The following is a 16,696-nucleotide window of genomic DNA, read 5'->3' on the forward strand; positions in this document are numbered from 1 at the left end:
GTGGTTCCCCGAGTTCGACAGCCGCTCGCCCAACCGAGGTTTCGCGTTCTCCCGCAGGTGCCATGCTCGACACTCGACAGAGTTACTGATGTCCGGCCCCGTAACAGAGAGTCCGCAACCGCCGTCAATCGGCGTCAGGACGGCGGCCCTGTCGTCGCCGGACGGAATGCCGCGAGGCCGCAGGGGAATGCCGTGGCCCAGCCGGACAGGATCCGGCGGTCAGGGGCCGGGGTGGTCGTGGCCGCACGGTTTCCTACACTCGCGGGATGAACAACTACACGTGCACCCATTGCGGCACTGTCGGCCTGGTTGATGGATTCGTCGAGGACGCCGGCGAGCACTCGCGCGGGTACGCGCGCTGGATCGAGGGTGCGTTGGAGCGGGGAGTTTTCGGGGGTGCGAAGCGGATGGGCCGGACCCGGCGGCAGATAGAGGCGTTCCGCTGCCCCAAGTGCGGGCATCTCGAGCTGTTTGCCACCGGCGAGGTGTAGCCGGCCTTCGTCGTCCGGGGCTGCCCGCACGGGCAGCCCCGGGCCGACCCTGATGGTGGCGGCCCGCCCTGCCCGTGAGTTGGTCGTTTTCTCTCCGACTCCCGAAGGCGGCCGCCATGAGGGCTCCCGAAACCCATGGCAGAGACAAGCCATCCGGGCCCTTGCCATCGGACACGCGCCGGTCGACCACGCCTGCACCCGCCTGAGGACTGGCTGGCCCCGCACTCCGTGACGCCCTCCCGCGCCATGCGCTTCCTGCGCGCCCTGCTCGGCCCGCCGACCTCAAGACCCGCCGCCGGCAGGCGGGTTGCCCCTCAGACTGCCGCCTGTATAGTGCACGGGCGCCCCCGTCCGGGCCGGTCCACCGGTCGTGTGGCGGAGCCTGTGGTCGGGCCGTCACGTCGGCGATCCGCCTGACAGCGAGCGGCCCCGGCTCGGTCGCGTTCCGGCCACACCTGGCCCTTACGCCGCGTTGTGTACCCTGAAGGCAGGATGCCCGGACCACGGTTGCTCTGACGGGACTTTGGGGGAAGTACTGGTGTCCGCGCCAAATTCTCTGACCCGCGGTGATTCCCAGTGCTGCGCCAGCACCGTGTGGAACCGATCTGCTGGACACTTGGCCACCGCGGCGTAATAGATTCACCCCCCCCTACCGCCCCGACCCGATTCCGTTCGCGACGTGCTGTTGTGACGCCGTTCGCGTACTGGTCGGCGCCGGGAAATGAGGCATCATGCCGACCACTCGTCGTCTACGGACGACCACCTGTCTCCGCTCTGTCCGCGAACGACAGGACCGACGATGACCATGGACACGACGCAATCTGCGAGCGACACCATCGCACCGACTCGGGAACACCGCGCAGGCAGTGACTTCTCGCGACTCTCCAAGCAGATCAAGGACGCCGGACTGATGCGGCGTCGCCCCTTCTACTACGGCGTGCGCATGGCGCTGGTGACCGCGGCCTACGCTGTGGGCTGGCTGGCTTTCGTGACGGTCGGCGACAGTTGGTGGACGCTGCTCACCGCCGTCTTTCTCGCCGCGGTTTTCGGCCAGGTCGCTCTCGTCGCGCACGACGTCGGTCACCGTCAGGTATTCCGGCGCAGCCGTTCGAGCGCGCTGATCGGGCGGCTGGCCGCCAACATGGGGATCGGTATGGGGTACGGCTGGTGGCAGGACAAGCACTCCCGCCATCACGCGAACCCCAACCACGAAGAGCTCGACCCCGATGTGGCCCCCGACATCCTGGTCTGGAGCCAGGCCCAGGCTCGCAAGGCCACCGGTCTGCCCCGCCTGCTCGGCAGGGTGCAGGCGTATCTCTTCTTCCCGCTGCTGACGCTCGAGGGCTTCAACCTCCACGTCGCGGGGCTGAGGGCGCTGGCAGACCGTACGCTCAAACAGCGACGGATCGAAGGAACTCTGCTCGTCGCTCACTTCGTCCTGTACCTCGGTGCGCTGTTCCTCGTGGTCTCTCCGTGGAAGGCCTTGGTGTTTCTCGTGGTGCACCAGTGCCTGTTCGGGGTCTACCTGGGGGCCATCTTCGCCCCGAACCACAAGGGGATGCCGACGCTCACCGGCGGCGACCGACCCGATTTTCTGCGCCGTCAGGTCCTCACATCCCGCAACGTGCGCGGAAACTGGTTCAAGGACGTGGTGCTGGGTGGGCTGAACTACCAGATCGAGCACCACCTGTTCCCGAGCATGCCCTCGCCGAATCTGCGCAAGGCGCAGCTTCTCGTACATCGCTACTGTGAGGAACTGGGCGTGGCCTACCTTCAGACCTCGCTCATCGCCTCCTACGGACAGGCGCTCAGGAGCCTGCACCAGGCAAGCAGCCCGCTGCGGCAACGGTCACAGTCCCTCTGAGACCGTCGACACCGGACGTGCCGACTGCCCCCTGATGAGGCCTGTCGCAGACCGTCCACCGGCAGGAAGCGCGGCTCCAAGATCAGGGCCCTCCTCGACGGGCAAAGTCTCGCGAGCGACGTGAATCACCGCGCGGTGTACGTATGCGAAGCATCGTCCGCAGAGGTCGGCGGCCGGCCGCCGGCGCAGTTCCAGCCGCGGTCCCACGAGGTCGATGAGCGGAACGCGAAGGAGCTGAAGCGGATCATCGGGGCACGGGGGCGCCGACCCGAGCTGAGCTGCCGCGCACGGGCCCGCACAGGTGCGCGGGCCCGTGAGATCCGGCCGGGCGGATCAGCAGTTCGGAACGCCGGGCAGCCAGCTGTCGGCCACGTCGATGAAGATGTTGGAGATGTATCCGCCGTAGTCCGGCAGGTAGGACCACGCGTCGTTGGTGTGGCCGTCGGCCTCGACGAGCTGGCCGTGTACCTGGCACTGCACGCGCACGGTCGTGGGGCCTGGGAGCTGGGCGACGCGGGTGGACGCGCCGGTGGGCTGCTGACGGATGTTGACGGCGGTGCCCCAGGTCGGGAACGACGTGGTCGGAGCGCCGGTGCCGGTCCACAGGTAGGTGACGGTGACCCAGCCGTTGTTGTTCAGGCCGACGTTGTAGAACGTACCGTCGGCCAGGTCTATGCCGGCCGGGTTGAGCACCCGGCGACCCGACCCGTCCAGCCCGCCGTTGTAGCCGTTCTGGTAGGCGGCCTGTGCCTCGGGCCTGCCCTGCGGCAGGTCCTTGAAGGTCTCGCGGACGGACGACGGATTCCAGTAGTCGTCGCGAGTGTTCCACGGGCCGACGTCCCACACCGGCGCGGTCTCGCAGCGCACCGGTCCGCAGACGCGCACCGAGTACTGCCCACTACCCTTCGGGGAGAGACCGCGCCTGGAGGGCAGCGCCACGAAGTGATCGTTCGGGACGATCACGTGCCCGTTCGCCGTGGTGCCGCCGACCAGGCCCTCCCGGGTTGCGTAGACGCTGGTCGTGAAGGCCTCCGCGGCTTCGGCCCCCTTCGGCGTGTCGCCGAGCTCGGCGCTCAGCCGCAGAGCGCTGACGGTCGGAGCGGTGCCGTTCGGCGCGGAGCTCAGGGTGATCCGGGTCTGCACACGGGTGACGGCCCGGGGGAGCAGGGCGGGGGCGTCGGCGCGCGCCTCGCGCCATTCCGTCCACCGGCCCAGCCCGTCACGCCCGCGTACGTCGACGGCGACCCCGGCTCCGGCAGGGACGGTGGCCTCGAGGTCGGGGGTGAGGAGGTCGACGGCGCGGTCCAGTACGCGTACGGGCAGCACAACCGTCCCGTGGCCACGGGCGGAGCGCGAGGACGCAGGGGCCGGACCGGGATCGCGCAGGCGCAGACCGCCGTCCGTGTGGCTGACGTTGCTCGCGTCCGTCGTCGGCGCGGACAGGTCCGCCCGCCAGCTGATGCTCCCGAGCGGGCCTTCGCCGTTCTCGGCGTCGCGGGCGGCGGCAGGGCCGGCGGTGAGTGTCAGACCCACGACGGCCAGCAGGGAGACGGCCACAGCCGTCCCTCGGCGGAAGCGGACGGTGGGGACGTTCGGTCTCTGGTCGCGGCGCATGGCGCGCCTCCTTCTGGGGGGAGAGAGAATTTGGTTACGAGCAACCGGGCACGCCCGGAAGCGTGTTACCGGAAGAGGTGATGTAGATGTTGGTGATCCAGCCGCCGTACTGGGGCAGATACGCCCACCAGTCGTTGACGTAGGGCGGGACCGAGACCTGCCCGCCCTGCCGCTGGCAGCCGACGAGGACGTCCACCCCGGCGGGCAGAGTCGTGAGGGCGGCGGAGGACGTGGTGGCGGAGGCGCGGACACGGACACCACTGCCCCAGGTGGTGAAGCGGGTGCCTGAGGGGCGGACGGCCCCGGGGACGTCCAGGGAGCCGGTGAGGGCGGTGATCTTGCTGTACGCGGTGCCGTACGGCGTGCCGTCGGGGTGCAGGGTGAGGACGGCGACCACCGTCCGGTCGTCAGGGCCCACGGTGCCGGTGGTGTGCAGAGCGTCGGACGCCAGGTCCACCCCGGGGGCGGAGGAACCCCCGGGGGCGGAGGAACCCCCGGGGGGAGACGCATCGCTGGTGGACGTCCTTCGGGATCCGGGCCCTCCTATGCCGTCTGCCGACATGGACGTGCCGGGGCCCGCGCCCGTGACGCGGCCGGGCGTGGCGGCCGGAGGCCCGGAGGAGATGCAGCCCCCTGAGGCGAAGCCGGACCATCCCTGCTTGACCGACCCCGGCCCGTCGAACGCGGAAGGCAACCCGAATCCCTGGTCGAAGCCGTCGGCGGCGCACCTCTCGGACCGGTGCAGAGCGCCCATGACGAGGTCCCGGACCGGCGTCGGCGCTGTGTCCAGGAGGTAGCGGTAGACGCGGACGGTGTCCGCGGCGGTGGTCGCCGTGTAGCCCCAGTAACCCGGGTAGCCGGCCGGTGGCGGGGCCGTACCGGTGAGCCCCAGACGAGGCACCATGCGGGAGACCACGGCGCTGCCGCTGCCCGCGGACCAGTAGTGATTCGCGGCGTCGTCGTCACTCCTGCTCAGCATCGCCTCGAGCCGGTCCCGGTCCGCCTGCGGCAACTCGTAGTCGGGGCCCCGGTTCCACAGGAAGTCCAGTGCGAGCAGCAACTTGACCACGGATGCTGAACGGAAGGGGCGGTCCGCCTGGAGGGACTCGGTGAAGCGGCCGGTGAGCCGGTCGAACACCGCGACGCCCGCCGTGACGTCCGCGGGGATGTCCACGACGGTGCGGCCCTCCGTTCCCTGCGTCTCCCCCTCAGCCTCGGAATTCTCCATGGCGGGGACAGCGGGCGGGAGGGCGACGGACGCGGCGGGGGACGGACCGTGTCGAGCGGCGGTGGCGTTGGCCTGCTCGACGGGTACGGCAAGGGCTGAACCGGTCAGCGCGAGCAGTAGCCCGGCAGTGGTGAGAGCGGCGCCGGGAAGTGACGGAAGCCGGGCGGCACGGAGCGAAGGCATGGGAGTCGGGGCTCCTTCGGGGCACGGACGCACCGGGGCCGGCGGCCTGGTGACGCCGCGGCACGTGGAGGCCACGGTGGTGCGGGCCGTGCGGGAGGTGCAAGCAATTCGTCCCTGGTCGAAGAAGCCCGGCGCACCCTTGCCGGCGGTACGGGCCCTCGCTACGTTCCCGACGTCTCACCGCGCCTCGACCCGGCTCCGCCCGGGCCGCCTCCCCACCTAGGAGCAATCGTGAGGTTCCTCAGACGCCTTCCCGCTCTGTTCGTCGCCGCCTTGATGGCTCTGGCCGGACTGTCGGTCGCCCCGGCACAGGCGGGGGAGGCCGGTGCCACGGCCGCACCCGTCTTCAAGGCGCCCTACCCCTGCGGCCAGCGCTGGACCTACAGTCACCACTCGGCCGAAGTGCGCCGGGCGCTGGACTTCGTGCGCTCCGACGGCGGTGCGACGGCCGGCACCCCGGTGCTCGCCTCGGCAGCCGGCACGGCGACCCGTTACTCGCAGCCGAGCGGTGCCGGCAACTACGTGGCCATCGACCACGGCGGCGGCTGGAAGACGTACTACTTCCACCTCTCCGCCTACTCCGTCCCCAGCGGCGCGTCCGTCGCCCAGGGGCAGCAGATCGGCGTCACCGGCAGCACCGGCAACTCCTCCGGGGCACACATCCACTACGAGCAACTGCTCAACGGGGTGGGCCAGAACATCGTCATCAACGGTGCCGGCCTCTCCTACCCAGGCAGCTACAACCAGGCATACCTGACCAGCGACAACGGCTGCGGCGGCAGCGGCCTCCCGTTCAACACGTGGGGCAGCGGGGTGAATGTCCGTTCCGACGCCCGCGTCAGCGCGCCCGTCGTCACCACCCTCGCCGGTCCGACGGCTGTGCGCGTCGTGTGCCAGAAGCAGGGCGACACCGTCAACGCCGAGGGATACAGCAACAACTGGTGGAGCAAGCTGCGTGACCAGAACGGCTTCATCAGCAACATCTACATCGATCACCCGGACGCGAAGCTGCCTGGCGTCCCGCTCTGCTGAGCCACCGCAGACGCTCGTAGGTGGTCCGGCCGGCGCGCAGTTCCGGCCGGACCACCGCACATTCCGGCCGAACCGTCGCCGGGCCTCACCACAACTCTGGCATGCATGCGTCATTTCCGTGATGCGCGTAGAGTCTCGCTGGACGGGCGCCACCGGCGCCCGTGACCACCGGGGGTGGGCGTGCTGCGGGTGGACTTCACGAACCAGGAACTGGCCCGCTTACGCGTCGCGTCCGGCGTCGACCCGCTCTGGGAGACCGCGCTGAGTCTGCACCTCCTGCAGAACCGCCAAGCGCCGCTCGCATTCGGGACATGGCGCAGGGAAGTGGGCGCGGCTCTGCGACGCTCCGGCCTCATCCCCATGACACGCGCACTGACGCGACTCTGCCCGGACGGCTCCTACTTCCCGGACTTCCTCACGCCCGGCCGCGGGGACACGGATCTGGAGACCGGGCTCGACCGGCTGCTCTCCACCCCCCGACACCGCCTCCGCGCCGAGATCACCCGGCTCCACACTCACACGGCAGGCCCTGTCCCGGCCGGCCTGCGCACGCTGGCCGACGGATCCCCCAAAGCACTGCGCGCCCTGGGAAGGGCCCTGCGCGCCTACCATCAGGTCGCCGTCGAGCCCTACCTCACCGCGATACGCGCGCAGGCGGCAGCCGACCGGACCGTACGCGCCCAGGCCGTCCTCAGCCACGGCGCGGAAGGCCTGCTCACCGGATACGACCAACTGCCCGGGTGGCGCTACCGGGAGGGGAGACTGCGCGCCCCGTATCCCGTCGAGCGTGAACTGAGCCTGCGGGGCAGGACGCTGACGCTCGTGCCAGCCTTCTTCTGCGTACGCGCCCCGCTCGCCCTCGTCGACGAAGACCTGCCACCGGTCCTCGTCCACCCCCTCTCGCCCGCGCCCGGCTGGCTCGAACGCAACCGCTCCGGCGGGGACGCCCCGGTGGCGCAGCTCATCGGCGCCTCCCGTGCCGAACTCCTCCGGATGCTGGACCGACCGATGACCACGATGGACATCGCCGCGGCGCTGCGCCTCGCGCCGTCGACGGCCAGTCGGCACGCCACCGTTCTCCGCGAGGCAGGACTGCTGCTCTCGCAGCGTCAGGGCGTGCGGGTGCTCCACCATCGGACGGGTCTCGGCCGGGCGGTGCTGGAGGGCGTCCTGGAGTGAGCCGCCGTGCAGGCGGTCCGGGGAAGGGGGAGGGAGGCGGCGGGGCGCGGCCACCCGACCAGCGAAGCCGCGCCTGATCCTCCTCCGGCCCTCAGGCAGGGCCCCTACGGCTGGGGCGGGCGGACCCGGGTTGAGCGCCTGCCGCCCGAGAACCTTCAGTAGGCGTGTCCCATGTGGGCCAGAGCCTGCTTCAGAAGCACTCCGTGGCCACCCGGCATCTCGCTCTGCACAGCCGGCGAGGCCGCCTCCTGCGGACTGAACCAGACCAGGTCCAGTGCGTCCTGCCGCGGGCGGCAATCCCCGGTCACCGGCACGACGTATGCGAGGGACACCGCGTGCTGGCGCGGATCGTGGAACGGGGTGACGCCCGCGGTGGGGAAGTATTCGGCAACGGTGAAGGGCTGCAGCGAGGCCGGGACGCGCGGCAGGGCCACCGAACCGAGATCCTTCTCCAGATGGCGCAGCAGGGCGTCACGGACTCGCTCGTGGTGCAGGACGCGGCCGGATACGAGGGCGCGGCTGATGGTTCCGTCGGTGCCGATCCGGAGGAGCAGCCCGATGCTGGTGACGTCGCCGCTCTCGTCCACCCGCACCGGGACGGCCTCGACGTACAGGACGGGCATCCGGGCCCTGGCCATGTCCAGTTCGTCCGTGGTGAGCCAGCCGGGAGTGGTTTCCGTCATGTCAGACATCGCTTGATCATACTTACCCGGCCGGGATTCTGGTGCAGGTCAGGCGGAGATCATGGTAATGATCGTGGACTCGGTTGCATTGATACTCCACGACGGTGGCAGGTGCCGTTCCCGCAAGGGCTGAGAACTGATTCCACCCATCCGCCGGGGCCGATCCCTCCGTGGCGGAGCCCTCGGGGCAGTCCGCGTCCGTGGAACGGGGACGGCGGCAGTGCGAGGCCACCCCAGTGGTGCTGGCAAGCCACGGCCCGGTCGACCCACGCAGCGGGGCTCAAGTAGAAATCGCCGGTACTTGTCGAGGTTGTAGCCGCGGTCGGCGTACCGGCGCCGCTGGCGGTGGCGTGGCCGTCCGCGCAGGCCACGTAGGGGAGGGATGGCGTCAACGAGCGGCATGAGCTGGGTGACATCGTGTCGGTTGCCGCCGGTCAGTGACACCGCGAGCGGTGTGCCGTGCCGGTCGACGATGCTGTGTTGCTCGCTGCCCGGGCGTGCGAGCCGTCGATGGCACAGTCGTCCAACTCCAGCAGCCAGGCCGTCGCAGTTCGGTGAGAATCGCAACGTGCAGGCGGGGCCGGACGCCGGCTTCGGTCCAGTCCCGTGGACGGCGCCGTGACTCCGGAGCAACCCACCTCCTGGCGTGGCACGTCGCGCCAGGCGGAAGATCCCGTTGAGGTGGGCCGATTGACCCGGCAAACTCGTCGGATGAGTCAGAGCAGACAGTCGGGAGCCTGGGACGGCCCCTTCTGTCGAGTCCGTACAGACCTTCAGCGTCTCGACAGCTGACAGGGATCGGCGATCAGGAAACCTGATTATGAAACGATCAGTAAAAGAGCGTTTTGTCCCGGAGGGAGTGTTTGGTGGGCTCTTGGATGAGTGGACTGCCTGTGAAGGTTGAGGCTGGCGGCCACTTTCGTGGCATCTGTGGCGGGTGACGACGGTCGAGGGTCCGTTTGAGCCTCTTCGCTCCTGTCTGATCCCAAGGCGCCCCCACTCACACCTGTTTGCGCCCTGTGGCGGGATGTCGCTCGACGGAACTATCGAAACATGTCTCGACAGCGGCCGTATCCGAGTGACCTGTCCGATGCCCGATGGGAACTGCTTGAGCCCATGGTGTCGGCCTGGCGGGCCGAGCGGCGAGGGAAGGGCCTGGATATCGGGCGACCGCCCGAGCACGACCTGCGCCGGATCATGGACGCGGTGTTGTACGTGGACCGGACCGGGATCCCCTGGCGCTATCTTCCCCACGACTTCGCGCCGTGGGAAACCGTCTACGGATACTTCGCTGCCTGGCAGAAGGACGGCGTGTTTGACCAGCTCAACGGCCTGCTGCGCCGACTTGTCCGGGAGGCCGCAGGCCGGGACGCCGAACCGAGCGCATGCGTCCTGGACGCCCAGAGCATCAAGACGTCCGCCAACGTCCCGGCCACCGGCCAGGGCATCGACGCGGGCAAGAAGATCGCGGGCCGCAAGCGCCATATCGGCGTCGACACCCTCGGCCTCCTCCTCGCGGTCTGCGTCACCGCGGCCAGCGTCTCCGACAATGCCGGCGGGATCCACCTGCTCTCGCGCATCGCCAAGGCCCACCCCAGAATCACCAAGGCATGGGCCGACAGCGGTTATCGAACCAAAGCCATCGACCATGGCGCCACCCTCGGCATCGACGTCGAAGTCACCCGCCGCGACCCTGGCCAGAAGGGCTTCAAGGTCATCCCCCGGCGCTGGGTTGTCGAGCGGACATTTGGCTGGCTCATGAATCACCGCCGCCTCGCCCGCGACTACGAAACTCACCCCCACCGCTCCGAAGCCATGATCCGCCTCGCGATGATCGACCTGATGAGCCGCAGGCTCACACGAGAGTCGACTCCGAACTGGAAGGACTCATAGCCGCCGAGCCACGCTGGCCCGCGCGTCCTCACCCCTCAAGGCCTGCGGCCAGCGGCCATCGATGACACCCGCCATATCCCGGCAGGCGCCACAGGCGTTCTCCCGCTCTGGCAGCCACCAGTACTCCGACGGCGACATGCCGGCTACCTGGATTCCGCACAGCGTCCTGTCGAAGATGCCGAAAGCATGGGAGACGTCGGCGGTGAGGCCGTCCGCGACGGCCCGCTCCCAACGCATGTCCACGGGCAAGTACGGCGGCCGCGCGACCTCGAACCACTCGCCACCCACATGGGTGGAGGCGTAGCACCAGGAACATGACCAGATTTCCTCTTCCCAGACTGTCGGCGGTGTCGGCCATCGCCACATCTCACGTCCACACACATCGCACTCCACGGACGGATCCTCACACGCCCCCGCGTGTGCCCCAACCCGCCTTTTAGCGCGCGACATATCAAACACACCCGCCGGGACAAAACGCTCTCTAAACCCTGCGACACCGCCGCCGAGGTGTGGAAGCCTCACCCGCGATGACACAACGAACCGATACACCCCCCACGTGGGACGAACGTACGCAGCTGGCCACCTTCCTGGATTACGCCCGTGACACGGCGCGAGCCAAGTGTGAGGGCGTGTCCGAGGAAGACGCCCGCAAGGCACCGCTCCCGAATTCACCGTTGATGACGATGTGCGGGCTGATCAGCCATTTGCGATGGGTCGAGCATCACTGGGTCCAGGTGATGTTTCTCGGTGAGGAGCCCGAGGGGCCGCTCACGGCGGCGACCGACGACGACCCCGACCCCGAGATGCGGACAGCGGTCGACATCCCGTTGCCCCAGCTTCTCGCCGAGTACGAGGAGCAGAGCGCCCGCTATCGCCGGCTGGTGGCCGACCGCGACCTGAACTCGGCTGCCGAGCGCCCTATCGGCGACGGCCGCCACGTGGACCTGCGCTGGGTGGTCCTCCACCTCATCGAAGAAATTTCCCGCCACAACGGTCACCTCGATATGGTGCGCGAACTCGTCGACGGACAGACCGGCGTCTAGCCTCTGCCTGGACTCTGAGGCGAAACCAGAGCCTGACCGAGGCGAGGGTGCCGGTGCCGTGCGACCTGTTCCAGCCGCTGGAAACGAGAAGGCACCGGGCACCGGATCCTCTCCGACCTGCAGGCACAGGCGGACGCCAAAGAGCCCCGCGCTTACCTGCGGGGGCGCGGGATCCCCTGCACCCTCCGGGACAAGGCCTACCAGGCCGGGTACCACAAGAAGCGCGGATCGCACGCCGGTCGGCCGCCGAAGGTCCACTCGCAGGACTGCAAAGCTCGGCACGCAGGGAGTGCGGCGTGAATCGCCTCAAGATGCACTGGGCCGTGGCCACGAGGTACGAGAAGCTCGCGGTCCGTTACGAGGCGACCGTCCTCGTCGCGGCCATCAACGAGTGGCTATGACCGGCCACGTCACGATGGCGCTGCGTAGCAGCGGATGGCCACCGTCTGGTGCGGACTCCACTGCTGCTCCACTGTGGCCATCAGCTCCCAGCCCTGCCGCCGCGGTGTCGGATGCGACGACGTCGCGCACCGGATGCAGGCCACGAGGCCCGTTTCCTCCAGCGCTTGGCCGATCAGCAGCGCTCCGGTCCGATCTCCCCTCGCTGCGGGGCAACGAACAGCCTGCTGACTACGGCGGTCATACCCCGCGGCGCCTCGTCCCGCTCGTCCCACAACGCCGGGGTGAGATCACCTTCGCCTCCTTGCGACAAACTGGCACACCCCACCAGGCCGCCTTCGAGTTCGGACCCCCGCATCGACGCCCTCGCCCGCCAAATCACCAAGGCGACGCGGGAACGCTATGGATCCGGCGAACTGCCCGAGCTGGATGCAGCCTCCGAGATCCCCGCCCTCATCCAAGGCACGGTCAACGCCTCGTCCCCGGCGTGGCACCGACTCGACACGCATTCGCGCGCAGCTCGACGCATGACTCGATGTCTTCGCCACGCACCAGCCTGTCTCGTACGGGAATCAGTTCACGCCTCGCGAACTGCCAGGCGAACGTGCCCTGATAGGCCACGGCGCTGTTCAGCCGCTTACATGTCCGACCTCTGCTCGGCTCCTCTCGTCGGCCGCTCGGGTTCTACCTGCGGGGGTTCCACCGGGAAGTGGATCGGGCTGAGCAGGTATTGAGCTCGCTCGGGACTCGGCTTATTGCCAAGCCTCGGCGCGATGGCCGCGCGCAGCTCGTGGATGAGTTCCTCCAGTTCCGCCTGACTGAGCCAGAGGGCATGCTGCCGGTAACCGACAAGGTCGGCCATCGGGTCGGCTCCGTCACGGTCGAGATAGGCGGTGAACTCGGCCAGCAAGGCCGCCAGTGCGGTGGTGAATGCCTGCCGGTGGCCCTCGGAGGTGAGGGTGCGGACGGTCTCGGAGCCGATCACCGCCCGGTCCTGTCGCAGCCGGTAGTGCCGTTGCACCGCGCCGCGCACCCTGTGCTCCTCGGCCACCTCCAGGATTCCACCGCTCACCAGCAGATCGATGTGCCGATAGACCGTAGCTTTGGAGGCTTCTGGAATGCGCGCACACAGCTGTGCGGTGGTCAGCAGCCGGCCGCCCCCCATCGCATGCACGATCCGCAGCCGGATGGGGTGGGCGAGTAGTTCCAGAGAGTCCATGGCTAACGTTCTCACAACTGCTACCTTTCTCAATTATGAGAACAAATGTGGGTGGGGCACTGAAGATGGCGCGGGACCTTGCCGCGCTACTGCAGGCGGAGCGATTCGGCGAGATCGTCGAGTTGTTCGCGCCCCCGCTGCGCGCCGCGGTCTCCGCCGAGGTGCTGCGACTCGCGTGGACGACGGAAGTTGCCGGACAGGGCGGTGTCGAGGTGTTCGACGAGCCGGTGGCCGGGACTGGCGATTCCGACCTGGTGCGCGTGCGCATCCCGGTGACCTGCGCCAACGGCAGCTTCACCGTGGTCACGTCGGTCGGCGAAAACGGCCTTCTGCAGGGTTTGAGACTCGATCTGCACAGCGGCGCCGAGTGGGAGCCGCCTCACTACGCGGATGCTGACCGGTTCACCGAGCGGGAGGTCCTGCTCGGTACCGGGCCGTTTGCGGTCACCGGCACGCTCAGTCTGCCCGCCGGCCCCGGACCGTGGCCTGCAGTGGTGCTGCTCAGCGGTGGCGGCGCGTTCGACCGGGACGAAAGCAGCGGCCCGAACAAGCCGCTGAAGGATCTCGCCTGGGGGCTCGCCACTCGGCAGGTGGCCGTGCTGCGCTTCGACAAGGTGACCTTCGCGCATCCCGATCAGCTGCCATCGGACTTCACCATGGCCGACGAGTACCTGCCCCATGCTCTCGCCGCCGTCCAGCGGCTCCGGCAGCAGCCCGAGGTGGCATCGGACCGGATCCACCTGCTCGGGCATAGCATGGGCGGCAAAGTGGCGCCCCGTATCGCCGCCGCCGACCCGTCGATCGCGGGCCTGGTGCTGATGGCTGCCGACACGCAGCCGATGCATGAGGCGGCCGTCCGGGTGGCCCGCTACCTCGCCGCGCTTGCCCCCGGCCCGAGTGCGGACAAGGCCGTGGCGGCCATGGCCCGGCAGGCCGCGACGGCGGCGGGCGCGGATCTCACTCCCGACACTCCGTCAAACCAACTGCCCCTGGGTTTCTCCGCCGCTTACTGGCTCGACCTGCGCGCCTACGATCCGGTGGCGACTGCGGCCAAACTGGGCTGCCCCATGCTGATCCTTCAGGGCGGTAGGGACTACCAAGTGACCGTCGCCGACGACCTGACAGGCTGGCAGCGTGCCCTGGCCCACCGGCCCGAAGTGGCGATCCGGATCTACGAGGACGTCAACCATCTCTTCCTTCCCGGCAGCGGCCAACCAACCCCGGCCGATTATGCGCGGCCCGGGCATGTGGACCCGGCTGTGGTCGACGAAATCGCGACCTGGTTGGCGTGCCGGTAAGCATGAGCCCGGACACCGCCTGACGCGGCCAGATCCCGAACACGGCAGGGCCGGGTCTGAGTGGACACCGGCCGGACCGGGTGGCTGCTCAGACCCGGCCCTGCGGCGTAGCCATGCCTGACGGCGCCCCGCAGTCCGCCAGGATGAGCGACCTGGAGAAGAACCGGATTCTCCTGGACCGGCTGCGCCGGCAGGTCGGACAGACCGGGCGCCGCATCCGGGAGCTGGAGATCCAGGTAGGGCGGGAACGGGAGCGACGGGAGCGGCCTTTGGCCCGGTCGTTGAGCTGGGGGAGGCGGACGCGGCCATCGAACGCCCGACGGTAGTGCTCGGACAGCGGAAAGGCTCCCGGGGCGGGTTCCCAGGGCCCTTCACTGAAGCTCCGCTATCTGGAAGTGGCTGGTCAGCGGAGTGGCGTGGAATCGTTTCCGGGTGCTCGTGCTGGTCGTGGTCGGCAGTCTGTGTCGTAGATCGTCCGGCGGGATGGTTTTGCCGATGAGTTCACCGCCCTCAACCGGTCTACCAAGCGACACGACCGTTCTCGACAGGAGTGCCATGTCCACCATCCAGCCAGTGATCATTACTGCCTCCCAGGACGTTCTGCTCGGCTTCTATACGGAATTGTTCGGCGCTGAGGAGATCTTCCGGGAGCCGGCGAAGGGACCGGCCTTCTACCTCGGCTTGCGCATCGGCGACACCGACCTCGGGCTGGTGGCCAAGGCGAACCCGGGGACCGGGGGGACGCCGCGGATCCTGCTCAGCATCGGTGTCGACGACGTCGACGAGACGCTCGGCCGGGTGACGGCACTGGGCGGCTCGGTCAGCGGCGGCCCCAACGACATGCCTTGGGGACAGCGCGTCGCCCACATCGAAGACCCTGACGGCAACCCGGTGAACCTCACTCAGCCGATCCCGGCCCGGTGACGCTGTTCCGGGGGCATGAATTGGTCGTGGGCGGCTGTCTGCGGTGTAGATAGTCTGCTTGCGATGGCTTCGAGGTTCGCCAGGATGAGAAGGCTTCGCAGGAGGTGGGTGGCCCGGGCGGGGTCGGTGCGGAGCTTGGTGAGGATCCTCCAGTTCTTCAGATGGGCGAAGCCGTGCTCGACAGGGGCGCGTCCGGCGCCGAGGACCCGGTTGGCTTCCTTCTCGGCGGGGGTGCGTTTGCGGGCGCGGGTGGTCTTGAAGCCGGGTACGACCACCGCGTCGCCTGGGTCGTCGTGCAGGCCGGTGAAGCCGAGGTCGGCGTTGCGCGGTTGGGCCATAAGATGGTCGCGTCGGGCGGCGGTGACGTCGTGGCTGCGGCCGGGCCGGGCGGCGGATATCCAGATCAGGCGGCCTTTCTCGTCGGTCAGGGCGAGGACGTGCAGGCCGTGGCGGTGGTGCTTGCCGGAGTACCTCGTGAGCGTTACGCCCGTCTCAAGGCGGAACGCGATTCCGGGCGAGCGGCCAACGGGACAGGCGACTACTCCGACGCCCCACCAGGCCGTTGCGCCGGGGATTCCTCTGGGACAACTTCGAGGCCGGGGTCGCGGCTGCCCTGGTCGGGGATCCGGACACGGCCCGCGATCAATTCGCGCGAGCCAGCGCCGGAACCGTTCGTACACCGTCTTCTACGGCCCGTACCGTTCCGGCAGGTCCCGCCATGCGGCGCCCGTGGACAGCTTCCACAGGATCCCGTTGAGGACCTGCCGCCGGTCCCGCACCGGCCGCCCCATCCGAGGCGGAGCCAGCAACGGCCCGATCACTGCCCACGCTTGATCAGTCACTTCATGACGACGCACCACGAACAGGCCAACGACCCGACGACATCGCGGATACGCCCTAGCCGGAAACCACGCCTCGTTGATCACCGCCGCATCCGACGCTTTCGACAGCGCTTACTTCACCGTCGTGATCGTGGTCACCGCTGTCATGGCCGCCGGCGCGGTCGTGACCGGTCTTCTACTGCGCCACCACGGCCCCGGATCGGCCCTGTCCGCCCCCACACACCACTGACACCCTGTCCCGGGAACATCCATTGCGAACCAGCAAACGAACCCAGACTCTCGAAGCGGCCGCCCGTGTTGTGACGCGCGAAGGCGTCAAGAGCGTCACCTTCGACTCCGTCGCCGCCGAGGCCGCCCTGACCAAGGGCGGGCTCCTCTACCATTTCGCCTCCCACGACGACCTCGTCCAAGCCACCCACCAGCACCTCGCCGACCAATGGGAAGCGGCAATCGCCGCGGCGGCGGGAAAACCGGCCCACGAGGCAACCCCCACCGAGCGGCTCCCCGCCTACACCCACGTCGCCACCCAGAGCGCCACACGGGCCGAGCTCCTCTTCATGCTCGAAGGATCCACCACCCCCGAACACGCGGCCCCCTGGGACGCGGTCATGGAGCGATGGCCCCACCACTGACCGCCACCAACGCCGGCGACCCGGACGCGCTCGACCAGTTCATCGCCCGTCTCGCCGCCGACGGCCTGTGGCTGTACGAATCCCTCACCGCCGAACGACTGACTCCCCGACTACGCCGCGCCCTCGCCGAACGCATCGCCAGCACCCTCAACCACGACGACGATCACTGAGG

Annotated in this window: 17 protein-coding genes and 2 pseudogenes; 11 read left to right on the forward strand and 8 right to left on the reverse strand. The window is 69.0% G+C overall.

The genetic code is table 11. From position 1 onward, the window contains the following. The first annotated feature begins 266 nt into the window (after positions 1-266). Complete coding sequence (locus ACIQM3_RS20665) at positions 267-491, forward strand: hypothetical protein (protein WP_401626257.1); 225 nt, start codon at positions 267-269, stop codon at positions 489-491. A gap of 799 nt (positions 492-1,290) precedes the next feature. Further along, entirely contained in the window at positions 1,291-2,355 is a 1,065-nt protein-coding gene (locus ACIQM3_RS20670; RefSeq protein WP_401626259.1) for a fatty acid desaturase family protein, read from the forward strand. A gap of 333 nt (positions 2,356-2,688) precedes the next feature. Here the strand turns inward: ACIQM3_RS20670 and ACIQM3_RS20675 are convergent, their stop codons facing one another. Together ACIQM3_RS20675 and ACIQM3_RS20680 are read right to left on the reverse strand one after the other, a co-directional pair. Further along, positions 2,689-3,969: a hypothetical protein gene (locus ACIQM3_RS20675; RefSeq protein ID WP_401626262.1), complete on the reverse strand. Its 1,281-nt coding sequence runs from the start codon at positions 3,967-3,969 to the stop codon at positions 2,689-2,691. Between the two features lie 34 nt (positions 3,970-4,003). Further along, on the reverse strand, positions 4,004-5,380 hold the full coding sequence (locus ACIQM3_RS20680; protein ID WP_401626265.1) for a hypothetical protein: 1,377 nt from the start codon (positions 5,378-5,380) through the stop codon (positions 4,004-4,006). 231 nt (positions 5,381-5,611) lie between these two features. On the opposite strand from ACIQM3_RS20680, the gene ACIQM3_RS20685 reads away from it, so the two are divergent. Both ACIQM3_RS20685 and ACIQM3_RS20690 read left to right on the forward strand, forming a co-directional pair. Continuing rightward, complete coding sequence (locus ACIQM3_RS20685) at positions 5,612-6,412, forward strand: peptidoglycan DD-metalloendopeptidase family protein (RefSeq protein ID WP_401626267.1); 801 nt, start codon at positions 5,612-5,614, stop codon at positions 6,410-6,412. A gap of 189 nt (positions 6,413-6,601) precedes the next feature. Then, on the forward strand, positions 6,602-7,591 hold the full coding sequence (locus ACIQM3_RS20690; protein WP_401626269.1) for an ArsR/SmtB family transcription factor: 990 nt from the start codon (positions 6,602-6,604) through the stop codon (positions 7,589-7,591). A gap of 155 nt (positions 7,592-7,746) precedes the next feature. On the opposite strand, the gene ACIQM3_RS20695 is transcribed toward ACIQM3_RS20690, so the two are convergent. Both ACIQM3_RS20695 and ACIQM3_RS20700 read right to left on the reverse strand, forming a co-directional pair. Continuing rightward, on the reverse strand, positions 7,747-8,283 hold the full coding sequence (locus ACIQM3_RS20695) for an NUDIX hydrolase family protein (protein WP_401626272.1): 537 nt from the start codon (positions 8,281-8,283) through the stop codon (positions 7,747-7,749). Between the two features lie 276 nt (positions 8,284-8,559). Continuing rightward, positions 8,560-8,936, reverse strand: a pseudogene (locus tag ACIQM3_RS20700) (transposase); the annotation flags it as partial. Positions 8,937-9,327: 391 nt separating this feature from the next. Between ACIQM3_RS20700 and ACIQM3_RS20705 the strand changes: the two are divergent. Then, on the forward strand, positions 9,328-10,167 hold the full coding sequence (locus tag ACIQM3_RS20705; RefSeq protein ID WP_401626275.1) for an IS5 family transposase: 840 nt from the start codon (positions 9,328-9,330) through the stop codon (positions 10,165-10,167). On the opposite strand, the gene ACIQM3_RS20710 is transcribed toward ACIQM3_RS20705, so the two are convergent. After that, complete coding sequence (locus tag ACIQM3_RS20710; RefSeq protein WP_401626278.1) at positions 10,162-10,560, reverse strand: hypothetical protein; 399 nt, start codon at positions 10,558-10,560, stop codon at positions 10,162-10,164. The two genes, ACIQM3_RS20705 and ACIQM3_RS20710, sit on opposite strands and share 6 nt — an antisense overlap. A 134-nt stretch (positions 10,561-10,694) precedes the next feature. On the opposite strand from ACIQM3_RS20710, the gene ACIQM3_RS20715 reads away from it, so the two are divergent. Continuing rightward, a complete protein-coding gene (locus ACIQM3_RS20715; RefSeq protein ID WP_401626280.1) occupies positions 10,695-11,210 on the forward strand; it encodes a DinB family protein in 516 nt (171 codons plus the stop codon). A gap of 1,036 nt (positions 11,211-12,246) precedes the next feature. Here the strand turns inward: ACIQM3_RS20715 and ACIQM3_RS20720 are convergent. Beyond that, entirely contained in the window at positions 12,247-12,828 is a 582-nt protein-coding gene (locus ACIQM3_RS20720; protein ID WP_401626283.1) for a helix-turn-helix domain-containing protein, read from the reverse strand. A gap of 47 nt (positions 12,829-12,875) precedes the next feature. On the opposite strand from ACIQM3_RS20720, the gene ACIQM3_RS20725 reads away from it, so the two are divergent. Both ACIQM3_RS20725 and ACIQM3_RS20730 read left to right on the forward strand, forming a co-directional pair. Further along, a complete protein-coding gene (locus tag ACIQM3_RS20725; RefSeq protein ID WP_401626286.1) occupies positions 12,876-14,126 on the forward strand; it encodes an alpha/beta fold hydrolase in 1,251 nt (416 codons plus the stop codon). Between the two features lie 555 nt (positions 14,127-14,681). Further along, positions 14,682-15,050, forward strand: a complete 369-nt coding sequence (locus ACIQM3_RS20730) for a VOC family protein (protein WP_401626289.1) — start codon at positions 14,682-14,684, stop codon at positions 15,048-15,050. Here the strand turns inward: ACIQM3_RS20730 and ACIQM3_RS20735 are convergent. Continuing rightward, the gene (locus tag ACIQM3_RS20735) at positions 15,029-15,730 is read right to left on the reverse strand and encodes a transposase family protein (RefSeq protein WP_401626291.1); all 702 of its coding nucleotides are present in this window, start codon (positions 15,728-15,730) and stop codon (positions 15,029-15,031) included. The genes ACIQM3_RS20730 and ACIQM3_RS20735 overlap by 22 nt on opposite strands. A gap of 9 nt (positions 15,731-15,739) precedes the next feature. Next, positions 15,740-15,910, reverse strand: a pseudogene (locus tag ACIQM3_RS20740) (transposase); the annotation flags it as partial. A gap of 58 nt (positions 15,911-15,968) precedes the next feature. Between ACIQM3_RS20740 and ACIQM3_RS20745 the strand changes: the two are divergent. From ACIQM3_RS20745 to ACIQM3_RS20755, 3 genes are all read left to right on the forward strand, one after another. Continuing rightward, a complete protein-coding gene (locus ACIQM3_RS20745) occupies positions 15,969-16,121 on the forward strand; it encodes a hypothetical protein (protein ID WP_401626294.1) in 153 nt (50 codons plus the stop codon). A 70-nt stretch (positions 16,122-16,191) separates the two neighbouring features. Next, positions 16,192-16,524, forward strand: coding sequence for a TetR family transcriptional regulator (locus ACIQM3_RS20750; protein ID WP_401626296.1), 333 nt, complete (start codon positions 16,192-16,194; stop codon positions 16,522-16,524). Then, the gene (locus tag ACIQM3_RS20755; protein WP_401626499.1) at positions 16,488-16,694 is read left to right on the forward strand and encodes a hypothetical protein; all 207 of its coding nucleotides are present in this window, start codon (positions 16,488-16,490) and stop codon (positions 16,692-16,694) included. Before ACIQM3_RS20750 ends, ACIQM3_RS20755 begins: the two co-directional genes overlap by 37 nt. Positions 16,695-16,696 lie beyond the last annotated feature (2 nt).

The sequence above is a fragment of the Streptomyces sp. NPDC091271 genome (assembly GCF_044757505.1).
Classification (GTDB): domain Bacteria; phylum Actinomycetota; class Actinomycetes; order Streptomycetales; family Streptomycetaceae; genus Streptomyces.